Annotated in this window: 17 protein-coding genes; 3 read left to right on the top strand and 14 right to left on the bottom strand. The window is 63.8% G+C overall.

From position 1 onward, the window contains the following. The coding region (locus tag ACQR1W_RS38895) for an ArsA-related P-loop ATPase (RefSeq protein ID WP_434855722.1) at nt 1-122 on the bottom strand (122 nt) is incomplete at its 3' end. Nucleotides 123-559: 437 nt separating this feature from the next. Between ACQR1W_RS38895 and ACQR1W_RS38890 the strand changes: the two genes are divergently transcribed. Beyond that, nucleotides 560-1,018, top strand: coding sequence for a SufE family protein (locus tag ACQR1W_RS38890; RefSeq protein ID WP_434855711.1), 459 nt, complete (start codon nt 560-562; stop codon nt 1,016-1,018). Between the two features lie 261 nt (nt 1,019-1,279). Here the strand turns inward: ACQR1W_RS38890 and ACQR1W_RS38885 are convergent, their stop codons facing one another. The 7 genes from ACQR1W_RS38885 to ACQR1W_RS38855 form a co-directional block, all read right to left on the bottom strand. Beyond that, on the bottom strand, nt 1,280-2,521 hold the full coding sequence (locus tag ACQR1W_RS38885; RefSeq protein WP_434855710.1) for a cysteine desulfurase: 1,242 nt from the start codon (nt 2,519-2,521) through the stop codon (nt 1,280-1,282). A 3-nt stretch (nt 2,522-2,524) separates the two neighbouring features. Continuing rightward, nucleotides 2,525-3,850: a Fe-S cluster assembly protein SufD gene (gene sufD, locus ACQR1W_RS38880; protein ID WP_434855709.1), complete on the bottom strand. Its 1,326-nt coding sequence runs from the start codon at nt 3,848-3,850 to the stop codon at nt 2,525-2,527. A gap of 16 nt (nt 3,851-3,866) precedes the next feature. After that, nucleotides 3,867-4,628: a Fe-S cluster assembly ATPase SufC gene (sufC, locus tag ACQR1W_RS38875; protein WP_434855708.1), complete on the bottom strand. Its 762-nt coding sequence runs from the start codon at nt 4,626-4,628 to the stop codon at nt 3,867-3,869. A 37-nt stretch (nt 4,629-4,665) separates the two neighbouring features. Then, nucleotides 4,666-6,174 (bottom strand): Fe-S cluster assembly protein SufB, encoded by a 1,509-nt coding sequence (sufB, locus tag ACQR1W_RS38870; RefSeq protein WP_434855707.1) that lies wholly within the window; start codon nt 6,172-6,174, stop codon nt 4,666-4,668. 38 nt (nt 6,175-6,212) lie between these two features. Further along, nucleotides 6,213-6,407: a 4Fe-4S dicluster domain-containing protein gene (locus ACQR1W_RS38865; RefSeq protein ID WP_008961670.1), complete on the bottom strand. Its 195-nt coding sequence runs from the start codon at nt 6,405-6,407 to the stop codon at nt 6,213-6,215. A 297-nt stretch (nt 6,408-6,704) separates the two neighbouring features. Continuing rightward, entirely contained in the window at nt 6,705-8,447 is a 1,743-nt protein-coding gene (gene nifA / locus ACQR1W_RS38860) for a nif-specific transcriptional activator NifA (RefSeq protein WP_008973559.1), read from the bottom strand. A gap of 310 nt (nt 8,448-8,757) precedes the next feature. Further along, nucleotides 8,758-9,600 carry an SDR family NAD(P)-dependent oxidoreductase gene (locus tag ACQR1W_RS38855; RefSeq protein WP_434855721.1) on the bottom strand — a complete coding sequence of 281 codons (843 nt, stop codon included), beginning with the start codon at nt 9,598-9,600 and terminating at the stop codon, nt 8,758-8,760. A gap of 325 nt (nt 9,601-9,925) precedes the next feature. Here ACQR1W_RS38855 and ACQR1W_RS38850 point away from each other — a divergent pair, with 325 nt between their 5' ends. Both ACQR1W_RS38850 and ACQR1W_RS38845 read left to right on the top strand, forming a co-directional pair. Continuing rightward, the gene (locus tag ACQR1W_RS38850) at nt 9,926-10,774 is read left to right on the top strand and encodes a xanthine dehydrogenase (RefSeq protein ID WP_434855706.1); all 849 of its coding nucleotides are present in this window, start codon (nt 9,926-9,928) and stop codon (nt 10,772-10,774) included. 160 nt (nt 10,775-10,934) lie between these two features. Further along, nucleotides 10,935-11,240 (top strand): (2Fe-2S)-binding protein, encoded by a 306-nt coding sequence (locus ACQR1W_RS38845; RefSeq protein ID WP_434855705.1) that lies wholly within the window; start codon nt 10,935-10,937, stop codon nt 11,238-11,240. Here ACQR1W_RS38845 and ACQR1W_RS38840 read toward each other — a convergent pair. From ACQR1W_RS38840 to hypF, 6 genes are read right to left on the bottom strand one after another with little or no spacing between them, the layout of a single operon-like run. Continuing rightward, a complete protein-coding gene (locus ACQR1W_RS38840) occupies nt 11,147-12,514 on the bottom strand; it encodes a sensor histidine kinase (RefSeq protein WP_434855704.1) in 1,368 nt (455 codons plus the stop codon). The two genes, ACQR1W_RS38845 and ACQR1W_RS38840, sit on opposite strands and share 94 nt — an antisense overlap. After that, nucleotides 12,489-13,943 (bottom strand): sigma-54-dependent transcriptional regulator, encoded by a 1,455-nt coding sequence (locus ACQR1W_RS38835; protein ID WP_434855703.1) that lies wholly within the window; start codon nt 13,941-13,943, stop codon nt 12,489-12,491. Before ACQR1W_RS38835 ends, ACQR1W_RS38840 begins: the two co-directional genes overlap by 26 nt. A gap of 32 nt (nt 13,944-13,975) precedes the next feature. After that, complete coding sequence (gene hypE / locus ACQR1W_RS38830; protein WP_434855702.1) at nt 13,976-15,016, bottom strand: hydrogenase expression/formation protein HypE; 1,041 nt, start codon at nt 15,014-15,016, stop codon at nt 13,976-13,978. After that, the gene (gene hypD, locus ACQR1W_RS38825) at nt 15,013-16,140 is read right to left on the bottom strand and encodes a hydrogenase formation protein HypD (protein ID WP_434855701.1); all 1,128 of its coding nucleotides are present in this window, start codon (nt 16,138-16,140) and stop codon (nt 15,013-15,015) included. Before hypD ends, hypE begins: the two co-directional genes overlap by 4 nt. Further along, on the bottom strand, nt 16,137-16,370 hold the full coding sequence (locus ACQR1W_RS38820) for a HypC/HybG/HupF family hydrogenase formation chaperone (RefSeq protein ID WP_434855700.1): 234 nt from the start codon (nt 16,368-16,370) through the stop codon (nt 16,137-16,139). The genes hypD and ACQR1W_RS38820 overlap by 4 nt, the downstream gene beginning before the upstream one ends. After that, entirely contained in the window at nt 16,370-18,631 is a 2,262-nt protein-coding gene (gene hypF, locus ACQR1W_RS38815) for a carbamoyltransferase HypF (RefSeq protein WP_434855699.1), read from the bottom strand. Before hypF ends, ACQR1W_RS38820 begins: the two co-directional genes overlap by 1 nt.

The following is an 18,631-nucleotide window of genomic DNA, read 5'->3' as shown; positions in this document are numbered from 1 at the left end:
ACGATCAGGATCCGATGACCCATCTGAGCCAGCGCCGCCAAGGTGTTTTGCGACGTCGTCGACTTGCCGATGCCGCCTTTGCCGTAGAATGCGATTTGTCGCAGTGACATTCTGCTCTCCATCAACCGATTGCCAATGTCCCCCATGCCCCTGGCATGACGAGACCGTGTCCTCTCTGTTCGAACCGGCAGACGGGTTATTGGGAAGGAGAGCATCGCTCGTCCGAAGCGTCGGCGTGCACTCAGCCCTCAACCTTTGCCTGGCAACCAGTTTTGCAACCCCCATGCCAGACCTTTAGAATCGTTAAAACGTGCATAGTTTGAAGGGGATGCAGAATTCGTTCGGACGCAAAGCAGCTTGTTGCAAACCCGACATCGAAGGGTCTCACCCAACGCGCCTGCGGCGCGCTGTCCGAAACGACACAACGGTCTGGAGCGTCGCATCCGAGCCACGCGGCGACACCCGATCAGCAGCGGGAACGAGACGCGCGTCGGCACAGCCTATGCGCGGTACGGAGTTTGCTTTCCTCTGCAAGCGACCGATGACGAGGACAATCACGATGCTCAAGATGGCCCAGACCGCCGGCACCGGCACGCCCGATATCGACGACATCATCGAGAACTTCTCGCTGCTCGACGATTGGGACGACCGCTATCGCTACGTCATCGAGCTCGGCCGCGGGCTCGTTCCGCTGCCGGACGCCGATCGCACCGATGCCAACAAGGTTCAGGGCTGCACCAGCCAGGTCTGGCTCGCGACCGCCGTGGAGCGTGGTCCCGACGGCCCCGTGCTCGACTTCATCGGGGACAGCGACGCCCATATCGTCCGCGGACTGGTCGCGATCCTGCTTGCGATGGTCTCGGGCCGCAGGGCTTCCGAGATCTTGAGCGCGGATCCGATCGCGTTGTTCGAGAAGCTCGGCCTGCGCGAGCATCTGACGCCGCAGCGCTCGAACGGCTTCCGCTCGATGGTCGGCCGCATCAGGGCCGACGCGCAGGCCGCGCTGGCGGGGGCTTAGTTTTCATTGTTTGATTGGCGCACATGTGGCCGCGCGTTCGGTGCACCCTCTCCCCCTTGTGGGAGAGGGTGGCAGCCGAAGGCTGACGGGTGAGGGGTTTCTCTCGGCGAAATCAGCAGATAATAGTTCGCGGAGACACACCCCTCACCCGAGCGAGTCCGAGGCCGCCGCCGGCGCTGCCCTCTCCCGCAAGGGGAGAGGGCGCATCGATTGGCATCGCTCCGACACGGCTTCTACGCACTGTTCCGCGCTAACGCGATGCTACGAGAAGAACTCCTGGGCCTTCTTCAACGCACGCACCAGCGCGTCGACCTCATCGCGGGTGTTGTACATCGCAAAGGAGGCGCGGCAGGTCGCGGTGACGCCGAAGCGCTCCATCAGCGGCATCGCGCAATGCGTGCCTGCCCGTACCGCAACGCCGGAGCGATCGATCACGGTGGCGAAATCATGCGCGTGCGCGCCCTGCATCTCGAACGAGACGATCGCGCCCTTGTCGGCGGCATTGCCGATGATGCGAAGCGAGTTGATCTCGCGCAGCTGCTCCGTCGCATAGGTAACCAGATCGCGCTCATGCGCCGCAATCCGCTGCTTGCCGATCGAGGCCACATAGTCGATCGCCGCGCCCAGGCCTGCCGCCTCCACGATCGGCGGCGTGCCGGCCTCGAAGCGGTGCGGCGGATCGCCATAGGTGACCCAGTCGCGGCTGACCTCGCGGATCATCTCGCCGCCGCCGTTGAACGGCGGCATCGCGGCCAGGAGCTCGCGCTTGCCGTAGAGCGCGCCGATGCCGGTCGGCCCGTAGATCTTGTGGCCGGTGATGCAGTAGAAGTCGGCATCGAGATCGCGGACATCGACCTCCAGATGCACGGCCCCCTGCGAGCCGTCGACCAGCACCGGGATGCCTCTACGATGTGCGATCGCGATCACCTCCTTGACCGGCACCACCGTCCCCAGCACATTCGACATCTGGGTGATCGCGACCATCTTGGTGCGCGGTGACAGCAGCTTCTCGAACTCGTCCAGCAGGAAGTTGCCGTCGTCGTCGACGGGGGCCCATTTGAGCACGGCGCCGTGCCGCTCCCGCAGGAAGTGCCACGGGACAATGTTGGCGTGGTGCTCCATGATCGAGAGCACGATCTCGTCGCCCGGCCCGATCCGCTCGCGCCCGAAGGTCTGCGCCACCAGATTGACCGCCTCGGTCGCACCGCGGGTGAAGACGATCTCCTCGGGGCTTGCAGCGTTGAGGAAGCCGGCGACCTTGGCACGCGCGCCCTCATAGGCTTCGGTCGCCGCATTGGCGAGGTAATGCAGCCCGCGATGCACGTTGGCGTATTCGGACGTGTAGACCTGGTTCATCCGGTCCAGCACGGCCTTCGGTTTTTGCGCCGAGGCCGCGTTGTCGAGATAGACCAGCCGCTTGCCATGCACCTGCAGGTCCAGAATCGGGAAGTCCTCACGGACCCGGCCGACATCATAGCCGTCTCCGTTCACCGCCGCATGCATCGCCTACTCCCGCCGCCCGAGCCAGCCCAGCATCAGATCCGTCAGTGCATCCTTGACGCGCTCATCAGCGGCGCCCTCGATGACCTCGCCAACGAAGGCCTGGATCAGCAGCGCTTCCGCCTCCTTCGCGGGAATGCCGCGCGCCATCAGATAGAACCTCAGCTCCTCGTCGATCGCACCGGTGGTGGTGCCGTGGCCGCATTGGACGTCATCGGCGAAGATCTCGAGCTCCGGCTTGCTGTCAGCCTCGGCCTCGTCGGACAGGAGCAGCGCGCGCGACATCATCTTGGCGTCGGTCTTCTGCGCGCCCGGGCTGACCGTGATCTTGCCCTGGAACACCGCGCGCGCGGTGTCGTCGACCACAGCCTTGAAGGTCTCACGGCTCTGGCACTCCGCCGCGGCATGCTCGATCGACAAGGTCGCGTCGGCATGCTGGGCGCCTTTGAGCAGACTGGCCCCCTTGATGTCGGCTACAGTGCCTTCGCCGGCCAGCCGGAGGAAGAGCTGGTTGCGAACAACGGCGCCGCCGAGCACGAAGCCAAGCTGGTTGAAGCTTGCCCGCGCGCCGACATTCGCGAGCAGCGAGGCGATGTGCAACGCGCCATCCCCTTCGCGCGTCACCTTGATGTGGTCGATGCGCGCCTCGTCGCCGACAACGAGCTGCATCGCGGTGTTCACCTGATAGTCCGAGCGGTCGGGCCCCTGATGGGTCTCGATGATCGTCGCGCTGGCCCCGCCGCCGATATTGACAAGCGAGCGGGTGAACATCGAGGTCGCCACCCAGTTGGTGGTCACGAACGCCACATGAATCGGCCGCGCCAGCGCGGTGCCTGGCGCGACGCAGATCACGACGCCGTTGGCCGCCAGCGCAGTATTCAGGACCAGCGCCGGATCGTCCTCGGGAACGACGGCGCCGAGGCGCTGCGACAGCAGCGGCTGGTCGGATGCGAGGGCGTCTGCCATCGCATGGATGGTCAGGCCGGGCTCGAGATCGGCGAGATCGGACAACTCAGTGAGGAAGGCGCCGTCCACGATCATCAGGCGGCGGAATCCTGCGCCGGCGAACAGATCCTGCGCCTCACGCGCCTTCGCCTTTGCGGCGTCGTCCGGGAGCGAGGCCAGCCGCTTGGCTTCCTTCATCTGTCCGCGCAGATCGGTGTATTTCCAGGCCTCGACCCGCCGGTGCGGCAGGCCGACGGCATTGAAGCGGTCAAAGGCGGCAGAGCGCACTGCGGAGACCTCGTCCCCGCCTGGCAGGAATTTGCGCGCGGTCTGATAGAGATCGGCCAATCCCAGCTCGGCCTTGGTCTTGCGGATGGCAATGCCCATAACCCTGCCCTCGACCTTATGCCGCTTCGCTCTGATATTGCGCGTAGCCGGTCGCCTCCAGCTCCCGCGCCAGCTCCTTGTCGCCGGTGCGGACGATGCGCCCGGCCGCGAACACGTGCACGATGTCGGGCACGATATAGTCGAGCAGCCGCTGATAATGGGTGATCACGATCATGCCGCGCCCAGCCGAGCGCAGCGCATTGACGCCGTTCGCCACCACCTTCAGCGCGTCGATGTCGAGACCGGAATCGGTCTCGTCGAGCACGCAGAGCTGCGGCTGCAGCAACGCCATCTGCAGCGTCTCATTGCGCTTCTTCTCGCCGCCGGAGAAGCCGACATTGAGCGGCCGCTTCAGCATGTCAGCATCGATGTTGAGCGTCTTGGCGATCTCGCGGACGCGCTTCAAGAGATCGGGCGATGACAGCTCTTCCTCGCCGCGCGCCTTGCGCTGCGCGTTGAACGCGGTGCGCAGGAATGTCAGCGTTGCTACCCCCGGAATTTCCAACGGATACTGAAAGGCCAGGAACACGCCTTTGGCGGCGCGCTCATCCGGCCCCATTGCCAGCAGATCTTCGCCATTGAGATAGACCTCGCCGGCCGTCACCTCGTAGCCCGGCTTGCCCGCGAGCACATAAGAGAGCGTGGACTTTCCGGCACCATTCGGTCCCATGATGGCGTGGATCTCGCCCTTGTTCACGGTGAGATCCAGACCCTGGATGATCTTCCGCCCGCCGGCGATCTCGGCGTGGAGTCCCTTGATTTCGAGCAAGGCCGTCATCGAACACTCCTTCTCTTGCTGCCTGGCGGCGCTTCTCTTATCCAACCGATCCCTCGAGCGAGATCGAGATCAACTTCTGTGCCTCGACCGCGAACTCCATTGGCAGCTGCTGCAAGACATCCTTGACGAAGCCGTTGACGACGAGGCCGACGGCCTCCTCTTGGCTCAGCCCGCGCTGGATGCAGTAGAACAGCACGTCCTCGGAGATCTTCGAGGTCGTCGCCTCATGCTCGAACACGGCGGACGAGTTCTTGGCCTCGATGTAAGGCACGGTGTGTGCGCCGCATTTGTCGCCGATCAAGAGCGAGTCGCAGGCGGTGAAATTGCGCGCGCCGCTTGCCTTGCGATGCGCGGTCACGAGCCCACGATAGGTGTTCTGCGACTTGCCGGCCGCGATGCCCTTGGAGATGATCCGGCTGGTCGTGTTCTTGCCGAGATGGATCATCTTGGTGCCGCTATCGACCTGCTGGTAGCCGTTCGAGATCGCGATCGAGTAGAACTCGCCGCGCGAATTATCGCCGCGCAGGATGCAGCTCGGATATTTCCAGGTGATCGCCGAACCCGTCTCGACCTGGGTCCAGGATATCTTCGAATTGGCGCCGCGGCAGTCGCCGCGCTTGGTGACGAAGTTGTAGATACCGCCGACGCCTTCGGCGTTTCCTGGATACCAGTTCTGCACCGTCGAATATTTGATCTCGGCGTCATCGAGCGCAACGAGCTCGACGACCGCCGCATGCAGCTGGTTCTCGTCGCGCTGCGGCGCGGTGCAGCCTTCGAGATAGCTGACATAGGCGCCCTTGTCGGCGATGATCAGCGTGCGCTCGAACTGGCCAGTGTTGCGTTCGTTGATACGGAAATAAGTCGACAGCTCCATCGGACAGCGCACGCCCTCCGGCACATAGACGAAGGAGCCGTCCGAGAACACCGCCGAGTTGAGGGTAGCGAAATAGTTGTCTGAAGTCGGCACCACACTGCCGAGATATTTCTGCACCAGTTCCGGATACTCGCGGATCGCCTCCGAGATCGGCATGAAGATCACGCCGGCCTTCTTCAGTTCCTCCTTGAACGTGGTCGCGACCGAGACCGAGTCGAACACCGCGTCGACCGCGATCTTGCTGCGCGGCGCTACAGTCTCGCCGTCGGCCTCGCCCGCCGGCCGCTCCACGCCTTCGAGGATCTCGACCTCGCGCAGGGGAATGCCGAGCTTCTCATAGGTCTTCAGGATCTCCGGATCGATCTCCTCCAGCGACGCAACCTTCTTCTTCGGCTTCGGGGCGGCGTAGTAATAGAGATCCTGATAATCGATCTTGGGGTAGCCGACGCGGGCCCAGGTCGGCTCCTCCATGGTCAGCCAGCGGCGATAGGCCTCCAGCCGCCATTGCAGCATCCAGGCAGGCTCGTTCTTCTTGGCCGAGATGAAGCGGATCGTGTCTTCCGAGAGGCCTTTGGGAGCCTTCTCCGACTCGATGAGGGTCTCAAATCCGTACCGATACTGATCGACGTCGATACCCTTGACCCGATCGATGGTCTCTTGAACGGCTGCCATGCCTCACTCCGCTTCTCTTCCCTCACCACGCCGTTGCGTCAGGCAGGCACGCAGGTGTCCGGGACCGGACAGACGGCGGCGCATTGCGGCGCGTCGAAATGCCCTTCGCACTCGGTGCACTTCTTGGGATCGATGATGTACATGTCGTTCTTCAGCCGGATGGCTGCATTCGGACATTCGAATTCGCAGGCACCGCAGACCGTGCATTGCGAAGCGATGATCTTGTAGGCCATGAACCGCTCCCCGCGATTAGCGACATCGGACGACGTCATTCAGGAGGAGGTCTTTCAAGCCGCATGCCAGAGGTCATGCGGTTGATATTTCAGGATTATTCTAAACTGCTTTGGGGAGCCGGGCTGTCGCGCTCCCGACATGTCGCAAGTCCGACAGCATCGCCAGTCTGATCAATAGTTCGGATGCAAGATGCGTCGTCCGCAAAAAAATCACGCGCCATTCACGGCGCGTGAGCTACCAATCGAAATTGGGATGCGTGGGGCAAATGGACCGCGCTCGGCGCGGCCCCCACCACATCAGAACCGTTTGACCTCGATATTATACTTCTTCAGGGCGTAGCCGATCTGCCGCGGCGTGAGCCCAAGCAGCCGCGCAGCTTTCGCCTGGACCCAGCCGCAACGCTCCATCGCCTGCACGATCCGGTCGCGGTCGATCAGTCCGGCCTCATCGTTGAGGTCGGCGATCTCGCCCGCCGCCTCGTCGTCCACGGGTTCAATTTCGCGAACCGGCGGCTCAATCGGCGCTTTCGCACGCGGCATGATTGGTAGCGGCACCAATGGCTGCGATCGCGGCGCAGGCAGATCGGAATTGCCCTTCCAGAGGATCGCCGACATGCATTCGTCGCGGCTGCAGGCGAAATCCTCCATCACGATCGATGGCCCCGCCGCCATGGTCGCCGTGCGCTGCACGCAGTTCTCGAGTTCGCGGACGTTGCCGGGGAAACCACAATGCATGAGAACATCGATCGCGCTGACGTCGAAGTTCAGGTTGCGGTTATTTTCGGTGTTGAAGCGCCGCAGGAATTCGCAGGCGAGCTGCGGAATGTCGCTGCGGCGTTCGCGCAAGGGCGGCAGCCGGATTGGAACCACGCTGATGCGGTAGTAGAGGTCGGCGCGGAACTCGTTGCGCGACACCGCCTCTTCGAGGTTGCGGTTAGTCGCGGTGACGATGCGAACATCGACCTTGATGGTCTGGTTGCCGCCCACGCGCTCGAACTCCTGCTCCTGCAAGACGCGCAGCAGCTTGGCCTGGAATGCCGGCGAGATCTCACCGATCTCGTCCAGGAAAAGAGTGCCCTTGTCGGCCAGCTCAAAGCGGCCCTTGCGGGCATTGATCGCGCCGGTGAACGCCCCCTTCTCGTGACCAAACAGTTCGGATTCGAGCACGGTCTCCGGCAGCGCCGCGCAGTTGATCTTTATGAAGGGGCGCTTGGCCCGCGCCGACAATTCGTGGATGGCTTTGGCGACCAATTCCTTGCCGGTGCCGGATTCGCCGCGCAACAGCACCGGCGCGTTCGACTTGGCGACCACGTTGATCTTGTCGAGCAGTGTACGCAGCGCCGGGCTGTCGCCGACGATGCCCTCGACCAGCACCTTCTTGCGATCCTTTGGCGCCGGCTTCAGCTCCGACAACTCCTTCTGCAGCCGATGGCTTTCCGCCATCAGCCGCTCGCGGTCGCGCGCGACCACTCGGTGCAGCTTAATGGTCTGACCGATCAGGTTCGCCACCATTGTCAGGAAGCGCACATCGGCGTCGAGGCGGAAGACCGCCCGTCCGTCCCAGACCCGATCGATGGTTAACGTTCCCACCACCTTCTGGTCGATCCGGATCGGCACGCCGAGGAAGGATACGCGCACGTCAGAACCGGCACCGAGCACCGCAACGTCGGCTTCACTGAACGCCGAATGGTCGGCCACATTCTCCGCAATCAGCGGCACGGCGGTGGCAACGATCTGATCGAGCGCCTTTTGCGGCAGACGTTCGCGGTAGCGCTGATCGCTGCCCTCGCTCCAACCGGCGCCCACCGCGATATCAGGAATACCGTCATCCGCCAGCAACGACACCACGCCATGGCGCATCTGCATGAACGACTGCAGCAGGTTGACGACATTGGCGAGGGTGATTTCGAGTCGCGTCGGTGCGGCGAGAATTTTCGAGATCTCGAAGATACCGGTCAGTGCGATCTCACTGAGCGGGATCGGAGCTGCGTTGGACCGCGTGTCTTGAGCTTCGAGCTTCAGTGCTTCCGTATGGATCATGGTCGCATCTCTATGCGTCACGGACGCCCCAGCGGATCGCCCGGATTTTGTAGGCGTTCTAACATCCTCGCTCATCAGCTACTGATTGTCGTGCCTAACTTTGCTGCACCGCCGCAGAATGAGTGGGCAAACACAGACCAGAAAAGTTGCAGGGCTTTCATGATGTTAGCGCCGCACGCGCGCGCACGGAGGCGGCCTCGACCGCATCGCCGCATGGTCGAGGACCGACAGGACAAATTTGCTCTTATCAGGTCGATTCCGTCATTCAATCGAACGGCTTGTGGCAGATCGGAACGCCTCGCAAATGCAACTAGAGATGCTGGCCGCCATTGATCTGGATCTCCTCGCCGGTCACATAGCTCGCCGCGTCCGAGCAGAGAAAGAAGATCACTTTCGCGACCTCGTCCGGCGTGCCGATACGGCGCATCGGGATCAGCGGCGAGAAACGCGCCTCGGTCTCCGGTGACACCATCTCCGTCTTGATTTCACCGGGCGCGATCGCGTTGACGCGGATGCCATGCGGCGCGAAGTCGTGGGCCATCTCACGCGTGAGACACGCGAGCGCCGCCTTCGAGGTCGCATAGGCGGTGCCGGCGAAGGGATGGACGCGGGAGCCCACGATCGAGGTCACATTGACCACCGCTCCCTGCCCGCGCTTCAATTCGTCGAACACTCCGCGCGCGAGCAGGATGGGCCCGAGAAAATTGACATGAAAGACGGTCATCCAGGCTTCGACCGAGGTGGACAGTGAATCGAGCCGGGAGCCGTCCGCCGCCTTCGGCGAGATCGCGGCATTGTTGATCAATGCATGCAACGGGGCCCCCGCCAGCCGCGCCTTGATATCGGTGATAGCGCGCGGCACCGCCTGGCGATCACTGAGATCGACCTGAACGTGATTGTCGGGACCGGCGTCCCACGGACAGCGGCCGCCATCGAACGGCTGCCGCGAGCAGGTGATGATCCGCCAGCCTGCGTCGGAGAATAACTTGGCCGTGGCGTGCCCGATCCCGCGCGAACCGCCGGTCAACACCATCGTCTTCTGCTCTTGTTGCCCTCCCATCTCGGTGGAGAGAGCATCGCCGTGAAATGGGCACGACAACGGCACCGCTTCAGCGTCCGCTGGCCGCTCGTCATGTTCGAGATCGAGACTCACACCCGCTCCCGCGTTGTGCTTCAGATATCGACCTGCGGCCACGAGATGCGGCGCGATGGTCTTGCGGTAAAACTGCAGGATTTGGGCCAGCAAAAAACACGGCGCAACATCTCCCGGGCCTGTCGGATTTGCGACAGCCTGGCTGGTTTGGAACATGCCGCTCGTCGAATTCGTGACGGATCTTCGGGTAACCCGTTGAAGTCTAGCCGCTAGTTCCAGTCCTATGGATGTGGTCCAAGTCTTGCTCACGTTCTGACAATCAGGTTTTGCCAATCTACTTTCCAACCACACTGCGTGAGACGTTCGACGCTGCAGGGCCTTTTCGATGGGATTGAGCGCCGTCAGGCTCGCTGTCATTCTCGGCACGAACGAAATCGCGTCGGCCGTCGCCGTCTATCTGCATCGCGCCGGATACTGCGTGGTGCTCTCGCACGATCCCAACCCGCCGGTGATGCGTCGTAGGATGGCTTTCCATGACGCGTTGTTCACCGATTTCGCGCGGGTCGAGAATGTGATCGGCGAGCGCATCGAGGGCAGCGTCGACGTTTTCAATGCGTTGCGCGCGCCGCGGCACGTGCTTGTGACCTGGCTTGGATTACTCGATTTGTTGCCGGTGCGAGAGATCGACGTCCTGGTGGACGCGCGCATGCAGAAGCGCGACATCACGCCCGACCTGAGGGGCCTGACGCGCCTGTCAATCGGACTGGGACCCGGATTTTCTCCGTCAGCCAATTGCGACGTTGCGATTGAGACCAGGCCGGCGCAAAGCGGACAGATCATGCGCCAGGGCTGGACCGCAACAGCCGACAGCGCCCCCGCCCTGCTGGGCGATGTCGGCGCCGAGCGCTTCGTCTATTCGCCCTATGAAGGCCGCTGGCACACGCCGGTCGAAATCGGCACCCGCATCTACAAGGGCTTTGTCGTCGGCCACCTGTCGGGCGCGCCGCTGACAGCGCCTTATGACGGAATACTCCGCGGGATCGTCCGCGACGGCAGCGATGTGCCGGCCGGTGTCAAGCTCCTCGAAGTCGATCCCCGCGGTCGCGATGCGCAATGGACCGGGATCGATCGGCGCGGACGTGGCATCGCGCAAGCCACACTGACGGCCGTGCAGCAGCATCGCGCAGCCGGCGTTGCTCCCGCGCCGCTTCACGCGGCGGACTCGAAGCCCTGATCCCGCTTATTCTGCGCTATCATCGACAAAAGCAGCGGCAGAATCGACGTTTGCCTCCGTCTCTAGATCGATTCCAAATCCACCAGCAAGCCCTGCTGCTGTCCCGTTGGCGGCTGGCACTCTTGTTGCTTATCAGTTGCAGAAGCTGGACATCGAACCCATGATCATCTGTTCCTGCAACGTCATCACCGACCACGCGATCCGCAACATCGTCACCACGACCGATCTCGCGTTCGGATCGCCGGCGCAGGTCTATGACTGCCTCGGCTGCGCCGTCCAATGCGGACAGTGCTCACGCTCGGTGAAGCGCATCCTGGAGGAGAAGCCCACAAACCGCGTTGCGGCCTGGTCCGTCGGTCGTGCCGACCGCTATCAGGCTGCGGGCAGCGCGAACGAGAAAATCGCCCCGCCTTCAGGCCCGTTGGCAGCGACGAGCTCGCCGCCATGCTCACGCACGATGCCATAGCTGATCCAGAGCCCAAGCCCGGTCCCCTCGCCCACGCGCTTGGTGGTGAAGAACGGCTCGAAGATATGGCTCAGATGATCCTGATCGATGCCGGGGCCATTGTCGGACACTTTGAACAGGATCTCGTTGCCCTCGCGCTGGGCAGACACCACCAGCCGCGGCGCTTCGGTCGCGCGCATGGCATCAATGGCGTTCTCGACCAGATTGACGACCACTTGATGCAACTGGCCTTCATTGCCGGAGATCCAGAGGTCCGGCGCGACATCGATCTGAACGTCGAGATGGCGCTGCTTGGTCCGGACCGCCCAGAGCACCGCCGTGTTGATCAGCCGCTCGATATCGACCCGCTCGACCTCGCCGAGTTTGGAGAATGACAGCCGGCGCAGGTTCTTGACGATCTCGCTGATGCGAACCGCACCTTCCAGCGTGCCATCGATCAGCGAGCCGAAATCCGCCAGGATCGCGTCGATCCTAAGCTTACCCTTGAGTTCGGCGACCTCGGCCGGCAGCGGCCGCTCATGGATCGCGTCGAGATAGGTCGTGAGCGCGGTCCGATAGCGCATCAGGGTGTGAATGTTGCCGTAGACAAAGCTGATCGGGTTGTTCAGCTCATGGGCGACGCCGGCAACAAGGCGGCCGAGGCTCGCCATCTTCTCCTGCTCGACCAGCTGCCGCTGTGCGCGCTGCAGCTCCCGGTGCGCCTTGTGCAGAGCCTCATAAGCGCGACGGAGCTCGCCGATCGGCCGGCCCGTCAACACGACGCCGATGAAGCGGCCGCGGTGATCATGCCGGGGCGAGCTGTTGATCGCGAACAGGTCCGAGCTGCCTTGCTCGTTGACGAAGCGCAGCTCGCTGTCGACGACCTCCGCGGCGGCACGGGGTTTCAGCAGTGGCGCCAGCCTGGCCCTGTCCTCGCGGTCGATCAGGTCGGCGATATTGCCGCCCGTGATCTCCTGCATTGCACGGCCGGAGGTCTGCTGAAATGCGGAATTGGCCTGCTGCACCGCTCCCCTGGCGTCGCACACCACCAGGATGTCCGAGACGGATTCGATCACATTGGTGACGAAAGCCTGCGCCTCCTCGAGCTCGGCATTCTTGTGCTCGAGATCGACCTCGTAGCGGAGGAGATCGGAATAGACCTCATCCATCTTGCGGATGACTTCGATCCAGACGCCTTCGCGCTCACTGTCGAATTCCAGCGAGCCGCGGCCGGCAATCAGCTTCAGCAGCGTTTCCGAACCGGGCATCTCAGGAGAGGACGTCGCCTTTGCCATTTTTTCTCAGATCGTATCGGGACAATTTGTTGCGCAGGCCCACGCGCGACAGGCCAAGCTCGTTCGCGACCCGGCTGATATTACCTTCATATTTCTCCAGATAATTGATGATGACAGCCTTTTCGAGATCTTCCACCTTGTCCTTGAGGGTTGCGGAACCGTTCAGCTGGCCATTGGCCGCCGGCGACGCCCGGCGCGGAGTGCGGCGCCCGGCGAATGGCGGACAGCGCAGTTCATCGGCGTCGGCCAGCACGGCCATGCGCTGGATCTCGTTCTGCAGCTCGCGCACATTGCCCGGCCAGTGATATCTGGAAAAATCCTCCAGCGCCGCCGACGCGAAGCGCAGATTCGGCCGATTGAACGAAACCTTGACCGCCGACAGCACGCCTTCAGCAATCAGCGGGATATCCATGGGACGGTCGCGCAACGCCGGCATATGCACGGGGAACGCCGCAAGCCGGTAGTAGAGGTCCCGCCGGAACCGGCCGGCCTCGACCTCAGCCTCGAGATCGCGGTTGGTGGCCGCCACCACACGGACATCGACCTTGCGCACCCGCTGCGCGCCGAGCGGCCTGATCTCGCTCTCCTGCAGCACCCGCAAGAGCTTGACCTGAAAGGCGGGCGAGGTCTCGCCGATCTCGTCGAGGAAGATGGTGCCGCCGTCCGCGACCTCGAACAGGCCGATCCGGTCCTGATAGGCGCCGGTGAACGCCCCCTTCTTGCAGCCGAATAGCTCGCTTTCCAGCAATTCGTCCGGCAGTGCACCGCAGTTCTGGATGACGAAAGCCTTGGTGGCACGCGCGGAGCCATAGTGGATGGCGCGCGCCAGCAGCTCCTTGCCGGTACCGGATTCGCCGGTGATCAGCACCGAGATGTCGTAATCCGCCGCCCGTCGGCCGAGCTCGATGACGCCGCGCATCGGACTGTCAGGCGAGTGCAGGATGCGGTCGAAGTCATAGAGCTGCTTGGCGGCGCCGCGTTTGACCGAGACCACCTTCTTGACGTGCGAAGGCCGCGCCTTGACGTCGACGCCCGCCGTCTCGGTTTCCTTCTGCAGCCGGTACAGCTGGACCGCTTCGCGCACGATCTCGATCAGGCGCTCCGGCTGCCATGGCTTGGTGATGTATTGGTAGATCCCGGCCTCGTTCAGGCCGGCGATGATGTCTTCCGAATCCGAGTAGCCGGAAATGATCATGCGGACCGGATCAGGCCACAGCTCGCGGACGCGCTTCAGGAAGCTGACGCCGGACTCCTGCGGCATGCGCTGGTCGCAGATGACGGCGTGCACGATCTCGCCTTCCAGCAGCTTCTCGGCATCCGCGGTATTGCCGGCGCAGAGCACCTCGAAATCCTGATCGAGGACGCGCCGCAGCGCCTCCTGCGAGCGGACCTCGTCATCGACGATCAGTATCGTGCCCTGCACGCTCATCTTCGGTCTCAACAGATCCTTCAACAGATTCGTCAACAGATCCTTGGCAACTGCTCGCCCGACAGCCAGTCGACGATCCGCCCGCCGCCGAAGCTCGTCGCCATTTGGACGAAGCGGTGGTCGTCCGCAACCGCTTCGCCGATTTCGGCGGCATCCCGCCCGAGCGGATGGGCCTTCATTGCCGCCAGGACAGAGTCCGCCACATCCGGCGCGACCACCGCGACCAGCTTGCCTTCATTGGCGACATTGAGCGGATCGAGCCCAAGCAGCTCGCAGGCCGCGGCCACCGCAGGCTTGACCGGGATCGCCTCTTCCTCCAGGCGGAAGCCCAGCCGCGACTGCTGGGCGATCTCGTTCATGGTTGCAGCAAGGCCGCCGCGGGTGGGATCGCGCATCAGCCGGATGCCCTGCCCGCCTGCTGTAATCATAGCCGCGACAAGCTCGTGCAGGGCTGCAGAGTCGGACAGGATCTCGGTGTCGAAGGCGAGGTTCTGTCGCTTCGACATGATGGCGACGCCGTGATCCCCGAGGCTACCCGACAGCAGGACACGATCGCCGGGGCGCGCCTTGTCGGCCGACAGATCGAACCCCTCGGGCAGCACGCCGACGCCAGCGGTCGAAATGAACAGACCATCGGCCTTGCCGCGCTCGACCACCTTGGTATCACCGGTGATGATCGCGATGCCGGCTGACCGCGCTGCCTCCCCCATCGCGTCGGCAACTCGCTTCAGATCGGCGAGGCCAAATCCCTCCTCGATGATGAAGCTCGCCGAGAGATAGAGCGGCCGGGCGCCGGCCATCGCGATGTCGTTGACGGTGCCGTGCACAGCCAGCGAGCCGATGTTGCCGCCCGGAAAGAACAAGGGCGAGACGACGTAGCCGTCGGTCGTCATCACCATGCGGCCGGCCGGCACATCGAAGGCCGACTGGTCGTTGCCGCGCGCCAGCCATTCGTTGCCAAAGGCTTCGTGGAAAAGACCTGAAATGAGCTGTCCCATCGCCCGCCCGCCGGCGCCGTGGGACAGATCGACACAACCGTTCTTCAAGTCGAGCCGGCGCTGCGGCATGCTCATGACGCAAGCCTCCGCTGATGGTCGCGGAAGCGGCCATAGGTCCAGTGCGCGGCGCAGGCGCCTTCCGACGAGACCATGCAGGAACCAACCGGGGTCTCAGGCGTGCAGGCGGTGCCGAACAATTTGCAGTCGACCGGCTTCTTCAAGCCGCGCAGGATCGCCGGGCATTCGCAGGCGGGATTGTCGGCCACGATCTTTTCGTCAACCGCAAAGCGCAGCTCAGCATCGAATCGGGCAAAGGCCGGGCTCAGCTTCAGCCCGCTGTGCGGGATCGTGCCCAGGCCGCGCCATTCGAACGTCTCGCGCAGCGCGAAGATGTCGGCCACATCGGCCTTGGCGCGCTGATTGCCGACGCGGGTGACGGCGCGACGATATTGGTTTTCGACCTCGTGGCGTCCGTCATTGACCTGATCGACCAGCATCAGGATCGCCTGCATCATGTCGAGCGGTTCGAAGCCTGCGATCACCACCGGCTTGCCGTCACCCTCTGCAAAGGGCTCGTAGGGCGCGGTGCCGATCACGGTCGACACATGCGCAGGTCCTACGAAACCGTCGATCTCGACCGGGTTCTCGCTGTCGAGGATCGCGCGCATTGCCGGCGGCGTCAGCACGTGATTGCAGAACACGCTGAAATTCGTAAGGCCCTTCTTGTCCGCGAGCCTGATCATGACCGCCGTCGGCGGCGTCGTGGTTTCGAAGCCGATCGCAAAGAACACGATTTCACGCGCTGGATTGTCTTCGGCAATCCTGATCGCATCGAGCGTCGAATAGACCATGCGGATGTCGGCGCCGCGCGCCTTTGCCCGCAACAGCGAGGCGCCGCGCGAGCCCGGCACCCGCATCAGGTCGCCATAGACGCAAAGGATGATTTCGGGCCGCTCGGCGAGTTGGATCGCCATGTCGATGCGCCCCGCCGGCAGCACGCAGACCGGACAGCCCGGGCCATGAATCATCCTAATATTGTCCGGCAGCATGTCTTCGAGGCCATAGCGGGCGATCGCGTGCGTGTGCCCGCCACAGAACTCCATGAAACGATAAGATCTCTGCGGGTCGGCCTTGGCGCGGATCGCCCGCGCCAGTCCGGTCGCAATTTGCTTGTCGCGAAACTCGTCAGAATATTTCATGGCTGCGCCTCTGCATATTCGCCGAGCTGCCGCAGCAGATCGAGCGTCTCCTGAGCCTCGGCCGGATCGATCTTGGCCAGCGCGTGGCCAACATGGAGGATGACATAGTCGCCGACCGCGAGGTCCTCGACCAGCGCGACCGAGACCTCCTTGCGGACACCATCGATCGAGACGATCGCCATGTCGTCGGCTAAAAACTCGATCACCTCAGCGGGAATGGCTAGGCACATCAGGTCGATCCTCCGAGATGTGGTGGCACAGTGGCAAGTGTGAGGGCCGCGATCCAAGCCTGCCCCAGACTCAAGCCGCCGTCGTTCGGCGGCAGACGGCGCGGCCGCAGCGGGTTCAAGCCAGCGGCCCGGCAGCCGCGTTCGATCTGCCCTGTCAGATGCGCATTCAGGAAGCAGCCGCCGCTCAACACGATGTCGGACATGTTCAGCGGACGCGCGGCACGCACGACCCAGTCGACGCAGGCGGCGGCGAAGGTGCCGTGAAACAGGCCGGCGGCGTCGACCGGGGCCGTCGCGTCCGCCAGCAGGCGCTCGAACAAGGGGCGCAGCGACAGCACGCCGTCAGTAACCTCCCAACCGCGATCGCATATCGACGTTTCGCGTACCAATGCTTCGAGCTTCATCGCGGCTTCGCCCTCGTAGCTCTGCAACGGACAGATCCCGAGCAGCCCGGCGGCAGCATCGAACAACCGGCCCGCACTGGTTGTGACCGGCGTGTCCGACCTCTCAAGCAGTGACGGCAGATACTGCGCCTGCGCATGGGCTGAAAAGCGGCGCGGGATCTCGTCACTGCGGTCGAGTCCATGCAGCAACGCCGCCGCCATCCGCCAGGGCTCGCGCGCGGCGCGATCGCCTCCGGGCATTTTCAGCGCGGCCAGATGGCCGATGCGGCGAAAGCTTGCGCCGCCGCAGAGCAACAGCTCGCCGCCCCAGTTGCCGCCGTCGGAGCCATAGCCGTAGCCGTCCAGCACCAGCGCAATCGCGGGTCCGGTGTGACCATGTTCCGCCATGACCGAAGCGGCATGGGCATGATGATGCTGGACCGCGATGGTCGGGCGCCCGCTTGCGTCGGCAAAGCGCGTCGAGGCCATGTCGGGATGCAGATCATGTGCGACCGCCACCGGCTCGACGTCGAGCACGTGCGTGAGATGCGCGATCGTCTCTTCGAAGAAGCGGATGGCGGCGACGGTATCGAGATCACCGATATGCTGGGAGACAAAGGCCTCATCGCCGCGCGTGAGAGTGACGGTCGATTTCAAGTGCCCGCCGACTGCGAGAACGGACGGCACCTTGCGCGCAAGCCTTATTGGCTCGGGCACATAGCCGCGCGCGCGGCGGATGAAATGCGGCTGCCCGGCCACGACCGACACGACGGAATCGTCGGCGCGAGTGACGATGTCGCGGTCATGGGTCACGACCAGATCGGCGATGCCGGCCAGCCGCCGCCCGGCCTCCGCATTGTCGATCAGGAGCGGCTCGCCGCTGATGTTGGCGCTGGTGCAGACGAGCGCCCAATGCGCGGCATCGCTCGACCTGCTGCGCGCGTTGAGCGCATGGAAGATCAGATGATGCAGCGGCGCGACCGGCAGCATCACCCCGATCCTGACAAGCCCGGGGGCAATCGATGGTGCCAAACCGGGGCGCGATCGCAGCAGCACGATCGGCCGCGCCACCGTCTCCAGCAATGCGCGCTCGGTGGCATCGACATCGGCGATCCCGGCCACCGCGGCTGCATCCGCCACCATCACCGCGAACGGCTTCTGGTCGCGCTGCTTGCGCGCCCTCAGGCAACGAACCGCCGCCTCGTTACGCGCATCGCAGAGCAGCTGATAGCCACCCAGTCCTTTGATCGCGACGATGCGGCCGTCCTCTAGCGCTGCCGCAATCTCCTCGAGGTCATGGCTCAATCGCGGCCCGCAGCGCGGGCACGAGATCGCCTCGGCATGAAAGCGTCGGCCGGCAGGATCCGCGTAATCAGCCGAGCAAGCCTCGCACAATGCAAATGCCTTCATCGCGGTGGTGGCGCGGTCGTAGGGCAGCCGTTCGGCGATGGTGAAGCGCGGCCCGCAATCGGTACAGGTCACGAAGGGATAAAGATAAAAACGGCTATCGGGATCGAACAGCTCGGCGAGACATTGCGGACAGGTGGCGGCGTCAGGCGTGATCCGCGTGGCGACCCGTCCGCGTCCGCTCTCGCGAATCTGGAACGCGGCGCTCGCCGCAGGCGCGACATGCTCCACTGCGATATCATCGATGCGCGCCAGCGGCGGCATCTGCCGCGGGAGCGCGTCGACAAAATCAGCGGCGTGGTCGCCCTCGACCTCGATCAGGACTCCCTGCGGGTCGTTGGCGACGAAGCCGCCGAGCCGGTAGCGGGTCGCCAGCCCATAGACATAGGGGCGAAAGCCGACGCCCTGCACGGCGCCGCGCACGTGCAGCCGCAGCCGCGTCCGATGCTGTGCCTGCGCGCCGCCGCTCAT

The sequence above is a fragment of the Bradyrhizobium sp. HKCCYLS1011 genome, assembly GCF_051167795.1.
Lineage (GTDB): Bacteria > Pseudomonadota > Alphaproteobacteria > Rhizobiales > Xanthobacteraceae > Bradyrhizobium.
This window is presented reverse-complemented; position numbering and strand designations above follow the sequence as displayed.